Raw genomic sequence first — 16736 nt, forward strand, 5'->3', positions numbered from 1 at the left:
CTAACGATTCCTGCGATAAACACCTCATTTGACAATTTGCTTCATACATGAAGAATTCATCAATTCAGTGAAGAGAAATGGTTTGAGCATTGGACATGTTTATTTTCTATCCAACTGTTTCTAAGACGTCTTTGACAAACACCTCATTTTTCAGTTGATATGCTTTTCCTCTACAACTATTATGATGTCCAGAACCTGTCTCTTTATGACAGCAAATTCATCATTTGTTAAAAGGGAATTGTTTCAAATCAGGCCTTGTTTTTGGTACTATGAAGAAAAACACTATAAGGGGAGAAACTATGTCTCTGCTATCGGTAAAAGACTTGACCGGCGGATATACAAGGAATCCGGTTTTAAAAAGCGTATCATTCACCCTTGAACCGAATCAAATTGTCGGCTTAATCGGGCTGAATGGTGCTGGTAAAAGTACAACAATCAGACACATCATCGGGCTGATGGACCCGCATAAAGGTTCAATCGCATTAAACGGTAAAACGTTTGCTGAGGATCCGGAAGGCTACCGTTCACAATTTACCTATATACCTGAAACACCTGTTTTATACGAAGAATTGACGCTGATGGAGCATCTTGAACTAACAGCCATGGCATATGGACTGTCAAAAGAAACGATGGAGAAAAGGCTGCCTCCGCTTTTAAAGGAATTCCGAATGGAAAAGAGGCTGAAGTGGTTCCCGGCCCATTTTTCTAAAGGAATGAAGCAGAAGGTTATGATTATGTGCGCATTTTTGGCAGAGCCTGCGCTCTATATTATTGATGAGCCTTTTCTAGGGCTTGATCCGCTTGCCATTAACGCGCTGCTTGAACGGATGAATGAAGCGAAAAAAGGCGGGGCGAGCGTGCTGATGTCAACACACATTTTGGCAACGGCAGAACGCTATTGCGATTCGTTTATTATTTTACATAACGGCGAGGTGCGGGCGCGCGGCACGCTGTCAGAGCTCAGAGAGCAGTTTGGAATGAAGGACGCGGCGCTGGACGATTTGTATCTTGAGCTTACAAAGGAAGACGCTGGCCATGAATAATATGCTTGATATTTGGCAGTCGCGGCTGCAGGAGCATATCAAAGAAACAAGAACATACATGAAATATATGCTCAACGATCACCTCGTCATTGTTTTGATTTTTTTTCTAGCGGGCGCTGCAAGCTGGTACAGCAAATGGATACGGGACATTCCCGCTCACTTTCCGTCCTTTTGGGTGATGGCCGTGCTGTTTTCGCTCGTGTTGACAAGCTCTTATGTGCGAACGCTTTTGAAGGAGGCTGACCTTGTTTTCTTATTGCCTCTTGAAGCAAAAATGGAGCCTTACTTGAAGCAGGCGTTTGTCTACAGCTATGTGTCTCAGCTGTTTCCGCTGATTGCGCTGAGCATCGTTGCGATGCCGCTTTATTTCGCAGTCACACCGGGGGCTTCGCTCGTATCGTATGCCGCGGTCTTTGTCCAACTGTTGCTGCTGAAAGCATGGAATCAGGTGATGGAATGGCGCATGACCTTCCACAACGACCGCAGCATGAAACGGATGGACGTCATCATTCGCTTTGCGGCGAATACACTCGTTCTTTATTTTGTTTTCCAATCTGTTTATATGTATGCGCTTCTCGTCTATGTCATTATGGCTGTTCTTTATCTGTATATGTCTTCCGCAGCAAAACGGAAAACATTTAAATGGGAAAGCCATATTGAGTCCGAATTGAGACGAAAGCAGCGTTTCTATCGGATTGCCAACCTGTTTACTGATGTGCCGCATTTGCGAAAGCAAGCCAAACGCAGAGCTTATCTCGACTTTTTGCTGCGGCTTGTGCCGTTTGAACAGCGCAAAACATTTGCCTATATGTTCACCCGCGCCTTTTTGCGTTCGAGCGATTATTTGGGTATTCTTGTCAGATTAACGATTGTTTTCGCGCTGATCATTATGTATGTCTCAGCCAGCCCGCTGATTGCAGCAGTTTTGACTGTGTTTGCCATTTTCATTACGGGCATTCAGCTTCTGCCGCTCTTCGGCCACTTTGACCATCTGGCGCTTCAAGAGCTGTACCCTGTGAAAAAAGAAACAAAGCTGAAAAGCTATTTCTCTCTATTAAAAACTGCACTTAGTATTCAAGCGCTGCTGATGTCTGTTGCATCTGCCTATGCAGCCGGCTTGACCGGTTTTCTGTACGCGCTGATCGGTTCTGCCGTTCTGATTTTTGTCGTTATGCCTGCTTATATGACAACCAGGCTGAAAAAGCACGGAAAGCTGTGAACTGAAAAGAGGTAATCAAATGACAGATAATCAGCTGCTGATGCAGGAAGCTTTGGAATGGAAAATGCATTTTTTGCGAAAGGATTCCATGTTTGAACGCTTTTCGAAGCGTGTCCAGACGAAGGTGAATGAACGGATTCCTGAAAAAATCCATACGGTCGTCACCGAGAGTGTGAGAAAAATGGTAGAAGCGACAATGGCCGGCTCCAATATCATCACTTATAAAATGGATACAAGTGCACTGTCGCTCAGTGAAAAAAACGAATTGGCGAAAAAAACGATTGTTTCTTATCAGAAAGTGGCAGCTGCTGAGGGAGTCGGCACCGGAGCGGGCGGCATTTTTTTAGGCATTGCTGATTTTCCGCTGCTGCTTTCAATTAAGATGAAGTGTTTATTTACCTTGTCTTCCATTTACGGCTTTGATGTGAAGGATGCACAAGAAAGGATGTTTTTGCTGCTCGTGTTTCAGCTTGCATTTTCGAGTGACGATGGCCGTAAATCGCTTTTTTCTGTCATCGAAAATTGGGAGACGGAGAAAAAGAGCATCGACTGGAGAGTGTTCCAGCAGGAATATCGCGATTATATCGACGTCGTGAAGCTTTTTCAGCTTTTGCCGGGCGTAGGAGCGGCAGTCGGCGGAATTGCCAATTATAAGCTGCTTGCACAGCTTGGAGAAACGGCAAGACATGTTTTTCATCTGAGGATATTAAAGGAAACAGCCGGAGAATAAACTCCGGCTGTTTTTTTATAGCTGATGATAGGTGATCGCAGCGCCGGCAAGGACCTTGGCCGCTGTCAGCATGGCTTTTTCGTTGATATCAAATTTCGGATGGTGGTGGGAAAAGACTCGATCTGGCTGTTCGGGAGCGGCACCTGTAAAGAAAAAAGTGCCTTTCACGTTTTGTAAGTAATAAGCAAAATCCTCGCCGCCCATTTGCGGTTCACCTTCAATGACCTGCTGAACGCCCTCGGTATTCTTTGCGGTGCTCACCAAGTGGCTCGTTTCGGCAGGATGGTTCACAACCGCCGGATAACCCTGTTCATAGGTGTACTCATAGGACGCGCCGTGCATGCTGCATATTCCTTTTACAACCGCTTCAATTTCTTTCTCCAGAATGTCCCGGACATTTTCATCAAAAGAACGCGCTGTGCCGATGAGTACTGCTTGGTCTGCGATGACATTAAACGGATTGTCGGCGATGAAGGAGCCTGTCGAAATGACGGCGGATTGAATCGGATTGACTTTGCGGCTGACAATGTGCTGCAAAGAGGTAACGATTTGCGAACCGATCAGGACGGCGTCTTTAGTATCATGCGGATGAGCGCCGTGGCCGCCCTTTCCGAAGACTTTAATCGTAAATCGGTCTGCCGCCGCCATTACGGCGCCGGGGCGGCAGAGAATGGTTCCGAGCGGCTCAGTTGCCCAAAGATGAGTGCCGAATATCACATCCGCGTTTTCGAGACAGCCGTCATCAATCATTGGCTTTGCGCCTCCCGGATAATATTCTTCTGCATGCTGGTGGATCATCACAAATGTTCCCTTCAGTTCATGTCTGTTTTGGTGAAGGACCTTGGCCACTGCGAGAAGAGCTGCGGTGTGGCCGTCGTGGCCGCATGCATGCATGACACCAGGCACTTTGGAGGCGTAAGGGACATCTTTTTCATCTTGAATGGGGAGAGCGTCAAAGTCGGCCCTCAAAGCGACTGTAGGGCCGGGTTCGCTTCCTTCTATATATGCTAAAACCCCTCTGCCGCCAACGTTTGTGCGGATTGGGACTCCTAACGATTCATAATAGGAAGCAATAAATGCGGCGGTTTTTTCTTCTTGAAATGAAAGCTCAGGATACATATGAAAATGGCGCCTGATCTCAACCATTTCTTCAAAACAGCCGTCGAGCTGTTTGTTTATCTCTTTCTGCAGTGTGGATATGGACAAAGCCGCTTCCCCCTTTTCTATGCTTTTCCATGATTGTATAGAAAAAGTCTGAATATTTCAACTCATGCTGTTTTAAAGCATCATCACAGCTGCGAGAGTTGTCACCAAAAGGCCAATCGCGACTGGAATGAAGTTTTTTCTGGCAAGCTCAAAAGGATCAACTTTGCAAATGGCCGCGGCGGGAATCAAAGCCCATGGGACCAGTGTTCCTCCGCCCACCCAGATGGCAGAGATTTGTCCGAGCGCGGTCAGAATAGCGGGATCGGCATGGAGAGCTGACGAAAAGAGCTTTGCGATGGAGCCGGCGAGAGAAATGCCAGAAAATCCTGAGCCATCAAGGCCTGTTATGGCTCCAGCGGCAGTTAATGCAGCGGCGGCAAGCTCCTTTGACATAGGCATCATATGGGATAAAGCAATGCCAAGATCGTTGACAATGCCGTGGGAACCTTTAGGGAGTGAAGTGCCCAGTATGCTTTCATAGCCTGAGTCGCCAAGATAAAAGAAAGCGGCAATCGGGATGACGGGGCCGAAAACCTTAAAACCGAACTTAAATCCGTCAATAAAATAGCCGGTGATTTTTTCAAGCCCTTTATGCTTATACACGAAAAAATGAACGGTAAAGAGGATACAAATTGCAGACCCGCCAATTAACGCGGTTGCATCATTTCCTTGTAGGTTAAACAAGAGCATGCAGGCAATATCTGCAAGAAAGGCAAGCGGAATCAAAAAAGCCAGTATGGACCGCAGGCGTTTTGGCAAGTACAGCGAGTTGTCTTGTTCGCCGGAAAGAACGGGGGAAAAAGAAGCGGGATGCTCCTGTTTTTTGCGTTCGCGCTGAATCATGATAAAGGCAGCAGTTGTTGTTGTCACACCCATAATCAGCACAAGCGGAATGCTGGCCGAGACGACATCACCGACTGGAATGCCTGCTGCATCCGCAGTCAGCTTTGGCGCCGCCTGAATGACAAAGTCTCCTGACAGGGCAAAACCGTGTCCGAATAAGTTCATGGCCATGGCCGCGGCAAGAGGCGTCAAACCGGCACGTGCGGCTGCGGGGAGCAGGACGGCGCCGATCAAAGCGACACCCGGAGAAGGCCAGAAGAAGAGAGAAATGGCGAACATCAGGCCTCCAATCAGCCAATAGGCAGTCACAGGCCCTCTCACAAGGCTTGCAAAGGGAGAAATCATCGCTTCATTTATCCCTGTTTTTGTTAACAAATCACTCATTGAAACGATAAAGCAAATGATGAAAATCGTGGGCAGCAGTTCGCCGGCAGCATAGATAAAGCTGTGGAATAAACTGCTGACAGAAGCTGAAAGTGAATGGCTGGCCCATAGCGATATGATAAAAATGCCGAATAGAGAAATAAATGTCGTGTCTTTTCTCAGCAGCATAAATAGGATAATTACTCCGATAAAAAACACATACAAAACATGGACAGACAAAATCCCGACTTCCATCATCGATCACTCCTTCCGCTACAGATTATTCATAGGCGGGCGGAAGGTGCCGGGACAGAGGGGAGGGTTATGATGGAAGATGAACATTGATCTGTTTCAGCTGCTCAATCAGATGATGCCTTAATACTCTATTCGCTTTTTGCAGATGTTTTGGGAAGCATTCAGGAGAAAAAATGACGCACCCTTCAGCAAGCCAGTTTTTTCTATAGGCGATGATGCTTTCCGATGGCTCTAAATATGAATCATCCTCGTGCTGCATCTCGTAATCATCAAATCCGAACTGAAAACCGCAGCACGGGCAGATTTCATGAGAATGATTGCCTTCATGATCATATGGCGGTTCAGCCAACCCCTTAAACCCGCAGACTGGGCAAGTATGCTTCATTTTGCTTTCCTCCCAATAAAATAAGCTGCCGGACATGCCGGCAGCTATTCGACAGCGAAATATGTGGTGACATAGGAAGGCCGGGAGAAGATCGACGTTGTGTCAATTCCGGCAGATGTATCACGTTTTTTGTGTGCTTCTTTGTAAGAACCGGACTGCTGCCAGTCTTTAAAGGCACTTTCCGTTTCCCACAAGGTCAGAATGACATAGGTGTCACTGTCAAGCGGACGGAGCACTCGAATTGCTTCAAAGCCAGGCTCGTTTTCGACTTTTCCCGCTCTGTTTTTAAATCTGTTTTCAAACAGCGGACGCCCTTCCTGAGTGACGGCAATATTGTTCAATACTGCAAAACCGGGATGTTTGATCTCTCCGACTTGGTCAATGACTTCATAAGCGTGTGGTGCCTGGAAAACGGTATCTCCGTTTGTTTCATGAATTAAAATGGCGTTTTCCTGCCCCTGCATCAAAAGGATATTTTCTGAGGGATGCTTTTCTACGATCGTTTTTAAAAAATCGGCTGTCCCATATGTAATATAAACCTTCATATCAGCCACCTCCTGCTTGCTAGTATATCAAAACAATGGTATAAGTTTCTATTGGCGAGTGCTTCGAACATAATTCCAAACAATTTTTCCCATACTACCTTTAGAAAGGCGAGGTGAGTTCATGTTTAAGATAAAGAAAAAGAAACTTTTTATACCTATCATTATTTTAGTGTTAACTGCTTTTCTCGCTTTAATAGGATATATTTCAATTATTTTTCTCGGCCATTATGTCATAGATGAAAAGAAGCTGATACTTCATGCTTCTTCAAAAATTGTTGATCAAAACGGAGATGAGGTTGCAAGCCTGTATACAGAAAATCGCGAGCCGGTCTCGATCAATGAGATTCCAAAGCAGGTCAGAGAAGCGTTTATCGCTGTTGAGGATAAAAGATTCTATGAGCATCACGGCATTGATGCAAAATCTGTCGGAAGGGCAGTGTATCGCGATATATTAGCAGGCGGAAAGGTGGAAGGCGGAAGCACGATCACCCAGCAGCTTGCCAAAAATATTTTTCTGACACATGACAAAACATTTCTAAGAAAAACAAAAGAAGTGATCATTGCGATCAATCTTGAACGGGATTACAGCAAGGACAAACTGCTTGAAATGTATTTGAACCAGCTTTACTTCGGACACGGGGTCTACGGCATACAAGCAGCGTCCCACTATTATTTTAATAAAGAAGTAAAAGATTTGACTGTATCTGAAGGCGCTGTTTTGGCCGCTATTCCGAAGGCGCCTTCTACGTACTCTCCGATTTTGCACCCTGATAAAAATAAGGAGCGGCGTGATACAATTCTAGGCATGATGAATGACCAAGGCTATATTAGTGCGAAAGAGGCTGTCACCGCGCAGGGCCGGACGCTTGGACTGCATGTGAAGAAACAGTCGGAAACACCTTGGTTTGACAGCTACATTGACCTTGTGATCAAAGAGGCGGAAGACAAGTATTCCATTTCCGGAGAGCAGCTTCTTCAAGGCGGATACACGATCAAGGTGCCGCTCGATTCGAAGCTGCAGAAGACGGCTTACCAGGTGATGAAAGAGGGAAGCTATTATCCCGGAACAGATCAGAATGCCGAGGGAAGCGCGGTCTTTATTAATAACAAGACAGGCGGTGTAGAAGCGGCCATCGGCGGAAGGGATTACACATCCAAAGGATATAACCGTGTCACAGCTGTCCGCCAGCCGGGTTCCACATTTAAGCCGCTTGCTGTATACGGACCGGCGATGCAGGAAAAGAAATTTAAGCCATATTCTCTATTGAAGGATGAGTTGCAGTCCTACGGAGATTATACGCCGAAAAACTACGACAGCCGGTATGAGGGCGAAGTCACTATGTCTGACGCCATTACGTACAGCAAAAACGCGCCGGCTGTCTGGACGCTGAATGAGATCGGCGTTGAAACAGGAAAATCTTATTTGAAAGCAAACGGAATTGATATCCCTGATGAAGGCCTTGCTCTCGCTCTAGGAGGCTTGGAAAAAGGCGTTTCGCCGCTCCAGCTTGCCGGCGCGTTTCATACATTTGCCGCGAATGGAACGTATACTGAACCCTTCTTTATCTCGAGCATAATAGATGAAGACGGAGAAACAATAGCCGATCATAAAGAAGAAGGAAAGCGGGTTTTCAACAAGCAGACGTCTTGGAATATGACGAGAATGCTGCAGCAGGTAGTCAAAAAGGGAACGGCCACGTCCGGCACCTATCACGGCGACCTGGCGGGAAAAACAGGTTCTACATCTTATACAGGCGTCTCCGGCGCGACAAAGGACGCCTGGTTTGCAGGCTATACGCCGAAAATAACCGGGGCAGTCTGGATGGGCTATGACAAAACGGATCAAAACCATTATTTGAAAGCCGGGAGCTCATACCCGACGCGGCTGTTTAAGGATATTTTGACACAGGCAGGGGAAACCGGTCATGTGTTCACAAAGCCTAAAAACGTTAAAGAACTGGAAAGCCCGATTGAGCTGAAGCCGGTCAAAACACTCACAGCCGATTACACATTTAAAGCAGCGGGGCTCTTTACTATTGAATTAAAGTGGGACGCTCAAGAGGATGATCGGGCCGTATACAGAATTTATGTAAACAAGGACGGCGAGGAGACGCTTCTTGATTCGGTTGAAGGGAAGGGAAGCTATGAAATTCCTTATGCCAACTTATTTTCGGGCGCGTCTTATAAAATTGTGCCTTATAATACACAGACAAAAAGAGAAGGGGAAGGAACCGATTACGTTCAGCCAAAATTGTTTTCCTCTTAATGGAATTCGGCGATTTTTTGAACTTTGAGCTACATTTCTATACCATTTGCCTAAAACAAGGTATAGTGTAATAAGTCAAGAAATACGAACGTATGGTTGCCGTATGAAAGGTGGAAATCAGATGAGTAAACGAGAAACGTTTAACGAGACGTTTTTAAAAGCTGCGCGGGGAGAAAAAGCGGATCACACGCCTGTGTGGTATATGAGGCAAGCAGGGCGCTCGCAGCCGGAATACCGCAAGCTGAAGGAAAAGTACGGATTGTTTGAGATCACACATCAGCCAGAACTTTGTGCGTATGTCACAAGACTGCCGGTTGAGCAATACGGAGTCGATGCTGCAATCCTTTATAAAGATATCATGACGCCGCTGCCGTCAATCGGTGTGGATGTTGAAATCAAAAACGGGATCGGTCCTGTGATTGATCAGCCAATCCGGTCTCTGGCGGACATTGAAAAACTCGGCCAGATTGATCCGGAACAGGACGTGCCGTACGTGCTTGAGACGATTAAACTGCTTGTCAATGAGCAGCTGAACGTCCCGCTCATCGGTTTCTCAGGTGCGCCTTTTACGCTTGCAAGCTATATGATCGAAGGCGGCCCGTCGAAAAACTACAATAAAACAAAAGCCTTCATGTACAGCATGCCAGATGCATGGAATCTGCTGATGTCCAAGCTTGCCGACATGATCATCGTGTACGTGAAAGCGCAGATTAAGGCAGGCGCAAAAGCGATTCAAATCTTTGATTCGTGGGTCGGCGCATTGAATCAGGCAGATTACAGAACATACATCAAACCCGTGATGAACCGGATCTTTTCAGAGCTCGCAAAGGAGAATGTGCCGCTGATCATGTTTGGCGTTGGCGCAAGCCATCTTGCAGGTGATTGGCATGACCTTCCTCTTGATGTTGTCGGGCTTGACTGGAGACTCGGCATTGATGAAGCCAGATCAAAAGGAATTACTAAAACAGTGCAGGGCAACCTGGACCCGTCCATTTTGCTTGCGCCATGGGAAGTCATTGAGCAGAAAACGAAGGAAATACTTGATCAGGGTATGGAGTCAGACGGCTTCATTTTCAATCTTGGCCATGGGGTATTTCCTGATGTCAGTCCAGAGGTTTTGAAAAAACTGACAGCATTTGTCCATGAATATTCACAAAACAAAAAAATGGGTCAATATTCCTAAGCATATCTTTTGGTATCTTAATGATATCCTGTCAAAATGTTTGTATCAGATCATTAAAGAGGGTGTAAACAGTGAGTAGAAAGAAAATGGGGCTTCTCGTGATGGCGTACGGCACGCCTTATAAGGAAGAAGATATTGAACGTTATTATACACATATCAGAAGAGGCAGAAAGCCTGAACCTGAAATGCTTCAAGATTTGAAAGACAGATACGAAGCGATTGGCGGCATTTCACCGCTTGCCAAAATCACAGAAGAGCAGGCGCATAATCTGGAACAGCACTTGAATGAAATTCAGGATGAGATTACGTTTAAAGCGTATATCGGACTGAAGCATATCGAGCCGTTTATTGAAGACGCCGTAGCAGAGATGCATAAGGATGGCATTACAGAAGCAGTCAGCATCGTGCTGGCGCCGCATTTCTCCACGTTCAGCGTTCAGTCCTACAACAAACGCGCCAAAGAAGAGGCTGAAAAACTCGGCGGCTTAACGATTACGTCAGTTGAAAGCTGGTACGATGAACCGAAGTTCGTGACATATTGGGTTGACCGAGTGAAGGAAACATATGCGTCAATGCCTGAGGATGAAAGAGAAAACGCGATGCTCATCGTATCCGCACACAGCCTGCCGGAAAAAATCAAAGAATTTGGAGACCCGTATCCGGACCAGCTGCATGAATCGGCGAAATTGATTGCTGAAGGCGCAGGCGTTTCCGAATATGCTGTCGGCTGGCAAAGTGAAGGGAACACGCCTGATCCTTGGCTCGGACCCGATGTTCAGGATTTAACACGTGATTTATTCGAACAAAAAGGCTATCAAGCATTTGTATATGTTCCTGTTGGGTTTGTCGCGGATCACTTAGAAGTGCTTTATGATAATGATTATGAATGCAAAGTGGTTACTGACGATATCGGCGCAAGCTATTACCGGCCGGAAATGCCAAATGCCAAGCCTGAATTTATTGATGCTTTGGCAACAGTCGTATTAAAAAAATTAGGACGTTAAAGAAGGCGATGAACATGAGTGACGGCAAAAAACATGTAGTCATCATCGGCGGCGGCATTACCGGTTTAGCCGCCGCCTTCTATATGGAAAAAGAAATCAAAGAAAAGAATCTGCCGCTTGAGCTGACGCTTGTTGAGGCAAGTCCGAGAGTCGGCGGGAAAATCCAGACTGTCAAGAAAGACGGCTATATCATCGAAAGAGGGCCAGACTCATTTCTGGAACGAAAGAAAAGCGCCCCGCAGCTTGTTAAAGACTTAGGTCTTGAGCATTTGCTTGTCAACAATGCGACCGGACAATCCTATGTGCTTGTAAACCGCACCCTGCATCCAATGCCGAAGGGCGCCGTAATGGGGATACCGACAAAAATTGCGCCGTTTGTTTCTACGGGTCTGTTTTCTTTGTCTGGGAAGGCCAGAGCTGCTATGGATTTCATCCTGCCTGCAAGCAAAACAAAGGATGATCAGTCATTGGGAGAATTCTTCCGCAGACGTGTCGGAGATGAAGTGGTCGAGAACTTAATCGAGCCGCTTCTATCAGGGATCTACGCAGGCGACATTGACAAGCTCAGCCTGATGTCGACATTCCCGCAATTTTACCAGACGGAACAAAAGCATAGAAGCCTGATTCTCGGCATGAAAAAAACAAGGCCTCAAGGCTCAGGCCAGCAGCTGACGGCAAAAAAACAAGGGCAGTTCCAGACTCTGTCAACCGGTTTGCAGACCCTTGTAGAAGAGATCGAAAAGCAGTTAAAGCTGACGAAGGTGTATAAAGGCACAAAAGTGACCAAACTCAGTCATAGCGGCTCTGGCTATTCGCTCGAACTGGATAACGGCGTCACACTTGATGCTGATTCAGTAATTGTGACTGCTCCGCATAAAGCGGCTGCGGGAATGCTTTCTGAGCTTCCTGCCATTTCTCATTTGAAAAATATGCACTCCACATCCGTGGCAAACGTCGCTTTAGGTTTCCCTGAAGGCTCCGTCCAAATGGAGCATGAGGGCACGGGTTTTGTCATTTCAAGAAACAGTGACTTTGCGATCACAGCCTGTACGTGGACGAATAAAAAATGGCCGCACGCAGCGCCGGAAGGCAAAACGCTGCTTCGGGCATATGTTGGAAAAGCCGGAGACGAATCCATTGTCGATCTATCAGATAATGACATTATCAACATTGTGTTAGAAGACTTAAAGAAAGTCATGAACATAAACGGCGAGCCGGAAATGACATGTGTCACCCGATGGCATGAAAGCATGCCGCAGTACCATGTCGGCCATAAGCAGCGTATCAAGGAGCTGCGTGAAGCACTTGCATCTGCATATCCAGGTGTTTATATGACAGGCGCTTCTTTCGAAGGTGTCGGCATTCCCGACTGCATTGATCAAGGAAAAGCTGCCGTGTCTGACGCGCTTACCTATTTATTCAGCTAAAACCTCCGCTTTATCGCGGAGGTTTTTTTGATGTGCAATGGCAATATTGTGTAAAAAAATGATTGAATTGAACGGCAGGTTATGATACATTTGCATATGTACTTAATGACTAAAATGTTCAAACGGTCAGTTTCGAGGTGAATACAATGTCAATAGATCGAAAAAAGCTCATTTTGGAGGCGGCTACAAAGTCTTTCACGCAGTTCGGGTATAAAGCGACGACAATGGATCTTGTCGCAAAACTTGCGAACGTGGGGAAGGGAACCATTTATACTTTTTTCAAAAACAAAGAAGAGCTGTTTGACGAGATTTTCACTACTTTATTAAAGGAAATGAAACAAAAAGCGGATGAAGCGATGGAGCCGAACCTTCCGTTCCATGAAAATGTGCACAGAGCACTGTTTGCCATTCTGGAGTTCAGGAAAACACATCAGCTGACGATTAAAATTTTCCAAGAGAATGCCGAGATTGGTACAATGGCTGTTCAGGAAGTGATCCAGAAAATGGAGCGAGCCATACTGTCTTATATCAAAAGTAAGATTGAAGACGGGATCAAAAGCGGCGCAATCAAGCCGTGCGACCCTGAACTGACAGCCTTTGTGATGCTGAAGCTTTATATCGCGCTCATTTTTGACTGGGAAAAACAACACCCCCCGCTTGATAAAGAGACAATTGCGGGACTGCTTGAATTGTATGTTGTCAAAGGATTGTCAGCGAACTAGATAATCCTTTCTCTTTGCAAGAAAATGACCATTTTTCATGATGAGTCAGTTTTAGAATGGAGGCATCAGGATGAACACAATACGAAGTCAGTGGAAAGACATCGTAACAAGTAAAAAATTATTGATTCCCATCATTGCCATTTTGTTTGTCCCGCTTATTTACAGCGGCGTATTCTTAAAGGCTTATTGGGACCCGTACGGCACAGTTGACCAGCTGCCTGTCGTAGTCGTCAACCAAGATGAGGGCGCAACGTATGAAGGAGAAAAACTTCAAATCGGTGATGATCTGGTCAAAGAATTAAAGGATAATAACAACTTTGATTGGCATTTTTCCAATGATCTCGACCAATCGTTAAAGGACTTATTGAACCAAAAATATTATTTAGTTGTCGAGATTCCTGAGGATTTTTCTAAGAATGCCAGCACTGTATTAGACAAAAATCCGAAAAAATTGGATCTGAAATACCACACAAATGCAGGTTCTAACTATGTAGGGGCAACGATCGGCGAAAAAGCGATTGATAAACTGAAAGCCTCTGTTTCAAAAGAAGTGACCGAGCAATATACGAAAGTTATTTTTGATAACTTTAAAGATATCGCAAAAGGTTTGAGCGACGCGAGCAGCGGCGCGAAAAAAATTGATGACGGCACAAAGGATGCGAAAAACGGAAGCGCCCAGCTGAAAGAAAATCTGGCGAAGCTGAAGGAAAGCACCGCTACCATCAGTGACAAAACAGCGCAGCTTGCAGATGGAGCGGCTCAGGTGACGAGCGGCATCCAATCGCTTGACAGCTCGCTCGGTAAATTCCAGGACAGCAGCAACCAGATTTATGATAAATCTGGCCAGCTTGCAGCAGGATCAGGCGAGCTGACAAGCAAGATGAATGAACTTCTTGCCGGACTTCAAAATGTGCAGAAGGGTACGCCTAATCTTACTAACGGGTTGGATCAGCTCAACAGTAAAGTCCAAGAAGGTTCTGAGAAAGCGGCAAAAGCGGAAAAGATCATTAATGCGCTCGATTTAACGAAGCTTGAAACTGCTGTAAACAATCTGGAAAAGTCAGAAACTGCGATGAAGGAATTCAAAAAACAGCTGACTGACTTTGAAAACAGTTTGAAAAACCGTGATCAGGCATTTAAAAATGTCATCAATTCGAGTGACTTCTTAACAGCGGAGCAAAAAAGCCAGCTGATTAATTCTGTTGAGAAAAAGCTTCCGCAAGTTGATGCGCCTGATTTTGATCAAATATTAAGCCAGCTACCTACAGCTGATCAGCTGCCTGACATCGCAACGATAAAAAGCTCTCTTGAAGACGTGAAAGCGCAGGTGGCGCAGGTGAAAGCCATGCCGGAAGCTACATCTAAGCTTTATAACGGCGCAAAAACAATCCAAGATGCGATTGACAGATTAACTGAGGGAGCTGATAAGATATACAATGGTTCTCAGAAGCTGACAGATGGCCAAACTAAACTGACAGCGGGCATCGGTGAATATAATAAGCAGTTCGCAAAAGCAAAAGCGGGCTCAGAGCAATTGGTGACAGGAAGCAGTCAAGTATCCGGCGGATTGTTTAAGCTGTTAGACGGGTCTAAACAGGTCCAAAGCGGATCATCAAAACTTGCAGACGGATCTGCATCACTTGATACAGGTTTAGGCAAGCTATTGGACGGCACAGGAGAGCTGTCTAGTAAGCTGAAGGATGCGGCTGATCAAACAGGAGATATCGATGCTGATGATCAAACATATGGCATGTTTGCGGATCCGGTAAAAACCAAAGATGATGCCATTCATTCCGTTCCTAACTACGGTACAGGGCTGACACCTTATATCCTGTCAATGGGCTTATATGTCGGCGGCATCATGCTGACGGTTGTCTTCCCGCTGAAGGAAGCGTCAGGACGTCCGAGAAACGGTTTTGAGTGGTTCTTCAGCAAATTCAATGTCATGATGCTTGTAGGAATCATTCAATCATTGATTGTGGCGACGGTTCTTCTATTGGGAATTGGTCTCGAGGTAGAGAGCACGTGGAGATTTTACGTGTTTACGATCATTACGAGTCTCGCTTTCCTGGCGATAATTCAATTTTTGGCTACCACGATGGGCAACCCGGGGCGATTTATCGCAGTCATTATTTTAGTGCTGCAGCTGGGAGCGAGCGGAGGAACCTTCCCGCTTGAATTGCTTCCGAATTTCTATCAAGTCATCCACGGCGCATTGCCGATGACCTACAGCATTAACGGATTCAGAGCAGTCATTTCAAACGGTGACTTTGGCTACATGTGGCAGATGGCCGGCGTCTTAATCGGCATCGCCCTCGTCATGATTGCACTAAGCATTACTTACTTTACAATGTTAAGCCGGAAGGAAGAAACATCAGAAGAACAGCCGGCTTCATAAAGAAAAAGAACTTGTTTCCTTGGAAACAAGTTCTTTTTTTGTTACATTCCCCATTTAATAAGCAATCCTGTATAGGTTAATCCGCCGCCAAACCCGAAAAGCAAAACGATTTGATCTTTTTTCAGCTTCCCGGCTTTCACTGCGAGATCGAGCGCCAAAACAATTGAAACCGAAGACGTGTTTCCGTAGTGCTCAACACTAGTGAGCGTTTTTTCAATCGGGAACGGTGTTTTTTCACAAATTGACTCGATCATGCGCAAGTTGGCGCTGTGAGGAACAAACCAATCGAGATCATCGGAGCTGAGTCCTGCTTTATGTAAAAGCCGTTCAAATTCGCCAGGGACGGTTCTTGCGGCCCATTTATATACCTCGCGTCCGTTTTGCACCATTTTTCCGGAACCGACAAGCTGCACACCGTTTATTTCATTTCGCAGTCCGGCACGATACAAAATATCGCCGCCGTTCCCGCTTGTTCCTTGTACAGACGCAAGAAATCCCGGCGTCTCTTCATCTCGTTCTACTAACAGCGCACCCGCGGCATCGCCGAACAGAACGCATGTCGTTCGATCGGTATAATCCGTTACCTTTGATAACGTCTCTCCGGCGATCACGAGAATTTTATGATGAAGGCCTGATGTGATCAATCCATTTGCCAAATGGAGGCCGTAAGTCAGCCCGGCGCATGTCGCATTAATATCCAGCGCGCCGGTGCTTTCCCAGCCGAAATATTCCTGTATGCGACATGCTGTACTCGGAAAGGCGTAATCGGATGTGGTGGTGGCAACGAGGATCATATCGACACCATCAAGTGTTCCTTTATAACGGCTCTTGAGATTCTTCACCGCTTCTATGCATAAATCAGAGGTAAATTGATGTTCATCTGCAATCCGGCGTTCTCTCATTCCTGTGCGCTGAACGATCCATTCATCAGAGGTATCAACGATCTTTTCTAAATCTGCATTGGTTAAACGTCTGCTCGGCGCATAGGTGCCGATAGCTGTAATTTTTGCTTTTGACATATGAATCACTCCTTATGGTCAGATTATAACACTAGATATTAGTATCTGGTACTAAAAAGAAGGTTTTTTTACAAAAAAAGAGAAGTGTAGAATAGGGAATCTATGAAAAAGAAAAAGGAGGCTGAAAA

The 16736-nt window shown here is 45.8% G+C and carries 13 protein-coding genes and 1 pseudogene; 9 read left to right on the top strand and 5 right to left on the bottom strand.

All coding sequences use genetic code 11. The features are described from left to right. The first annotated feature begins 299 nt into the window (after positions 1–299). From ecsA to ACFVP7_RS05535, 3 genes are read left to right on the top strand one after another with little or no spacing between them, the layout of a single operon-like run. Positions 300–1043 (top strand): ABC transporter ATP-binding protein EcsA, encoded by a 744-nt coding sequence (gene ecsA, locus ACFVP7_RS05525; RefSeq protein ID WP_024571662.1) that lies wholly within the window; start codon positions 300–302, stop codon positions 1041–1043. Then, positions 1036–2262 carry an ABC transporter permease EcsB gene (ecsB, locus tag ACFVP7_RS05530; RefSeq protein ID WP_338733025.1) on the top strand — a complete coding sequence of 409 codons (1227 nt, stop codon included), beginning with the start codon at positions 1036–1038 and terminating at the stop codon, positions 2260–2262. The genes ecsA and ecsB overlap by 8 nt, the downstream gene beginning before the upstream one ends. A gap of 19 nt (positions 2263–2281) precedes the next feature. Beyond that, on the top strand, positions 2282–2992 hold the full coding sequence (locus tag ACFVP7_RS05535; protein WP_043857218.1) for an EcsC family protein: 711 nt from the start codon (positions 2282–2284) through the stop codon (positions 2990–2992). Positions 2993–3007: 15 nt separating this feature from the next. Here the strand turns inward: ACFVP7_RS05535 and sndC are convergent, their stop codons facing one another. The 4 genes and pseudogenes from sndC to hmoB form a co-directional block, all read right to left on the bottom strand. Next, positions 3008–4198, bottom strand: a complete 1191-nt coding sequence (gene sndC, locus ACFVP7_RS05540; RefSeq protein ID WP_080529130.1) for an N-acetyl amino acid acetylase SndC — start codon at positions 4196–4198, stop codon at positions 3008–3010. Between the two features lie 72 nt (positions 4199–4270). Then, positions 4271–5662, bottom strand: coding sequence for a hypothetical protein (locus tag ACFVP7_RS05545; RefSeq protein WP_338733030.1), 1392 nt, complete (start codon positions 5660–5662; stop codon positions 4271–4273). Between the two features lie 64 nt (positions 5663–5726). Then, positions 5727–6044, bottom strand: a pseudogene (locus ACFVP7_RS05550) (hypothetical protein). Between the two features lie 44 nt (positions 6045–6088). Next, a complete protein-coding gene (hmoB, locus tag ACFVP7_RS05555; RefSeq protein WP_116315420.1) occupies positions 6089–6589 on the bottom strand; it encodes a heme-degrading oxygenase HmoB in 501 nt (166 codons plus the stop codon). Positions 6590–6710: 121 nt separating this feature from the next. On the opposite strand from hmoB, the gene ACFVP7_RS05560 reads away from it, so the two are divergent. The 6 genes from ACFVP7_RS05560 to ACFVP7_RS05585 all read left to right on the top strand — a co-directional run bounded on the left by ACFVP7_RS05560 (position 6711) and on the right by ACFVP7_RS05585 (position 15589). Then, positions 6711–8855: a transglycosylase domain-containing protein gene (locus ACFVP7_RS05560; RefSeq protein WP_319620398.1), complete on the top strand. Its 2145-nt coding sequence runs from the start codon at positions 6711–6713 to the stop codon at positions 8853–8855. 121 nt (positions 8856–8976) lie between these two features. Continuing rightward, the gene (gene hemE, locus ACFVP7_RS05565; protein ID WP_017695362.1) at positions 8977–10038 is read left to right on the top strand and encodes a uroporphyrinogen decarboxylase; all 1062 of its coding nucleotides are present in this window, start codon (positions 8977–8979) and stop codon (positions 10036–10038) included. Positions 10039–10109: 71 nt separating this feature from the next. Next, positions 10110–11042, top strand: coding sequence for a ferrochelatase (hemH, locus tag ACFVP7_RS05570; protein ID WP_014663414.1), 933 nt, complete (start codon positions 10110–10112; stop codon positions 11040–11042). A 14-nt stretch (positions 11043–11056) separates the two neighbouring features. Beyond that, positions 11057–12469, top strand: a complete 1413-nt coding sequence (hemY, locus tag ACFVP7_RS05575; RefSeq protein ID WP_032725328.1) for a protoporphyrinogen oxidase — start codon at positions 11057–11059, stop codon at positions 12467–12469. A 146-nt stretch (positions 12470–12615) separates the two neighbouring features. Next, positions 12616–13191 carry a TetR/AcrR family transcriptional regulator gene (locus tag ACFVP7_RS05580; protein WP_014479348.1) on the top strand — a complete coding sequence of 192 codons (576 nt, stop codon included), beginning with the start codon at positions 12616–12618 and terminating at the stop codon, positions 13189–13191. Positions 13192–13261: 70 nt separating this feature from the next. Next, the gene (locus ACFVP7_RS05585) at positions 13262–15589 is read left to right on the top strand and encodes a YhgE/Pip domain-containing protein (protein WP_338733042.1); all 2328 of its coding nucleotides are present in this window, start codon (positions 13262–13264) and stop codon (positions 15587–15589) included. 41 nt (positions 15590–15630) lie between these two features. Here ACFVP7_RS05585 and fabHB read toward each other — a convergent pair whose 3' ends face one another. Further along, positions 15631–16608: a beta-ketoacyl-ACP synthase III FabHB gene (fabHB, locus tag ACFVP7_RS05590; protein ID WP_338733044.1), complete on the bottom strand. Its 978-nt coding sequence runs from the start codon at positions 16606–16608 to the stop codon at positions 15631–15633. Between the last annotated feature and the right edge of the window lie 128 nt (positions 16609–16736).

Source organism: Bacillus sp. SG20033, from assembly GCF_044570195.1.
GTDB lineage: Bacteria > Bacillota > Bacilli > Bacillales > Bacillaceae > Bacillus > Bacillus subtilis.

Bases quoted from the DNA above. Each gene is read 5' to 3' on its own strand.
- hmoB (WP_116315420.1), bottom strand. From the start codon at position 6,589: ATGAAGGTTTATATTACATATGGGACAGCCGATTTTTTAAAAACGATC.
- ACFVP7_RS05545 (WP_338733030.1), bottom strand. From the start codon at position 5,662: ATGATGGAAGTCGGGATTTTGTCTGTCCATGTTTTGTATGTGTTTTTT.
- hemE (WP_017695362.1), top strand. From the start codon at position 8,977: ATGAGTAAACGAGAAACGTTTAACGAGACGTTTTTAAAAGCTGCGCGG.
- ACFVP7_RS05585 (WP_338733042.1), top strand. From the start codon at position 13,262: ATGAACACAATACGAAGTCAGTGGAAAGACATCGTAACAAGTAAAAAA.
- ACFVP7_RS05535 (WP_043857218.1), top strand. From the start codon at position 2,282: ATGACAGATAATCAGCTGCTGATGCAGGAAGCTTTGGAATGGAAAATG.
- fabHB (WP_338733044.1), bottom strand. From the start codon at position 16,608: ATGTCAAAAGCAAAAATTACAGCTATCGGCACCTATGCGCCGAGCAGA.
- ACFVP7_RS05580 (WP_014479348.1), top strand. From the start codon at position 12,616: ATGTCAATAGATCGAAAAAAGCTCATTTTGGAGGCGGCTACAAAGTCT.
- ecsB (WP_338733025.1), top strand. From the start codon at position 1,036: ATGAATAATATGCTTGATATTTGGCAGTCGCGGCTGCAGGAGCATATC.
- ACFVP7_RS05560 (WP_319620398.1), top strand. From the start codon at position 6,711: ATGTTTAAGATAAAGAAAAAGAAACTTTTTATACCTATCATTATTTTA.
- ecsA (WP_024571662.1), top strand. From the start codon at position 300: ATGTCTCTGCTATCGGTAAAAGACTTGACCGGCGGATATACAAGGAAT.
- hemY (WP_032725328.1), top strand. From the start codon at position 11,057: ATGAGTGACGGCAAAAAACATGTAGTCATCATCGGCGGCGGCATTACC.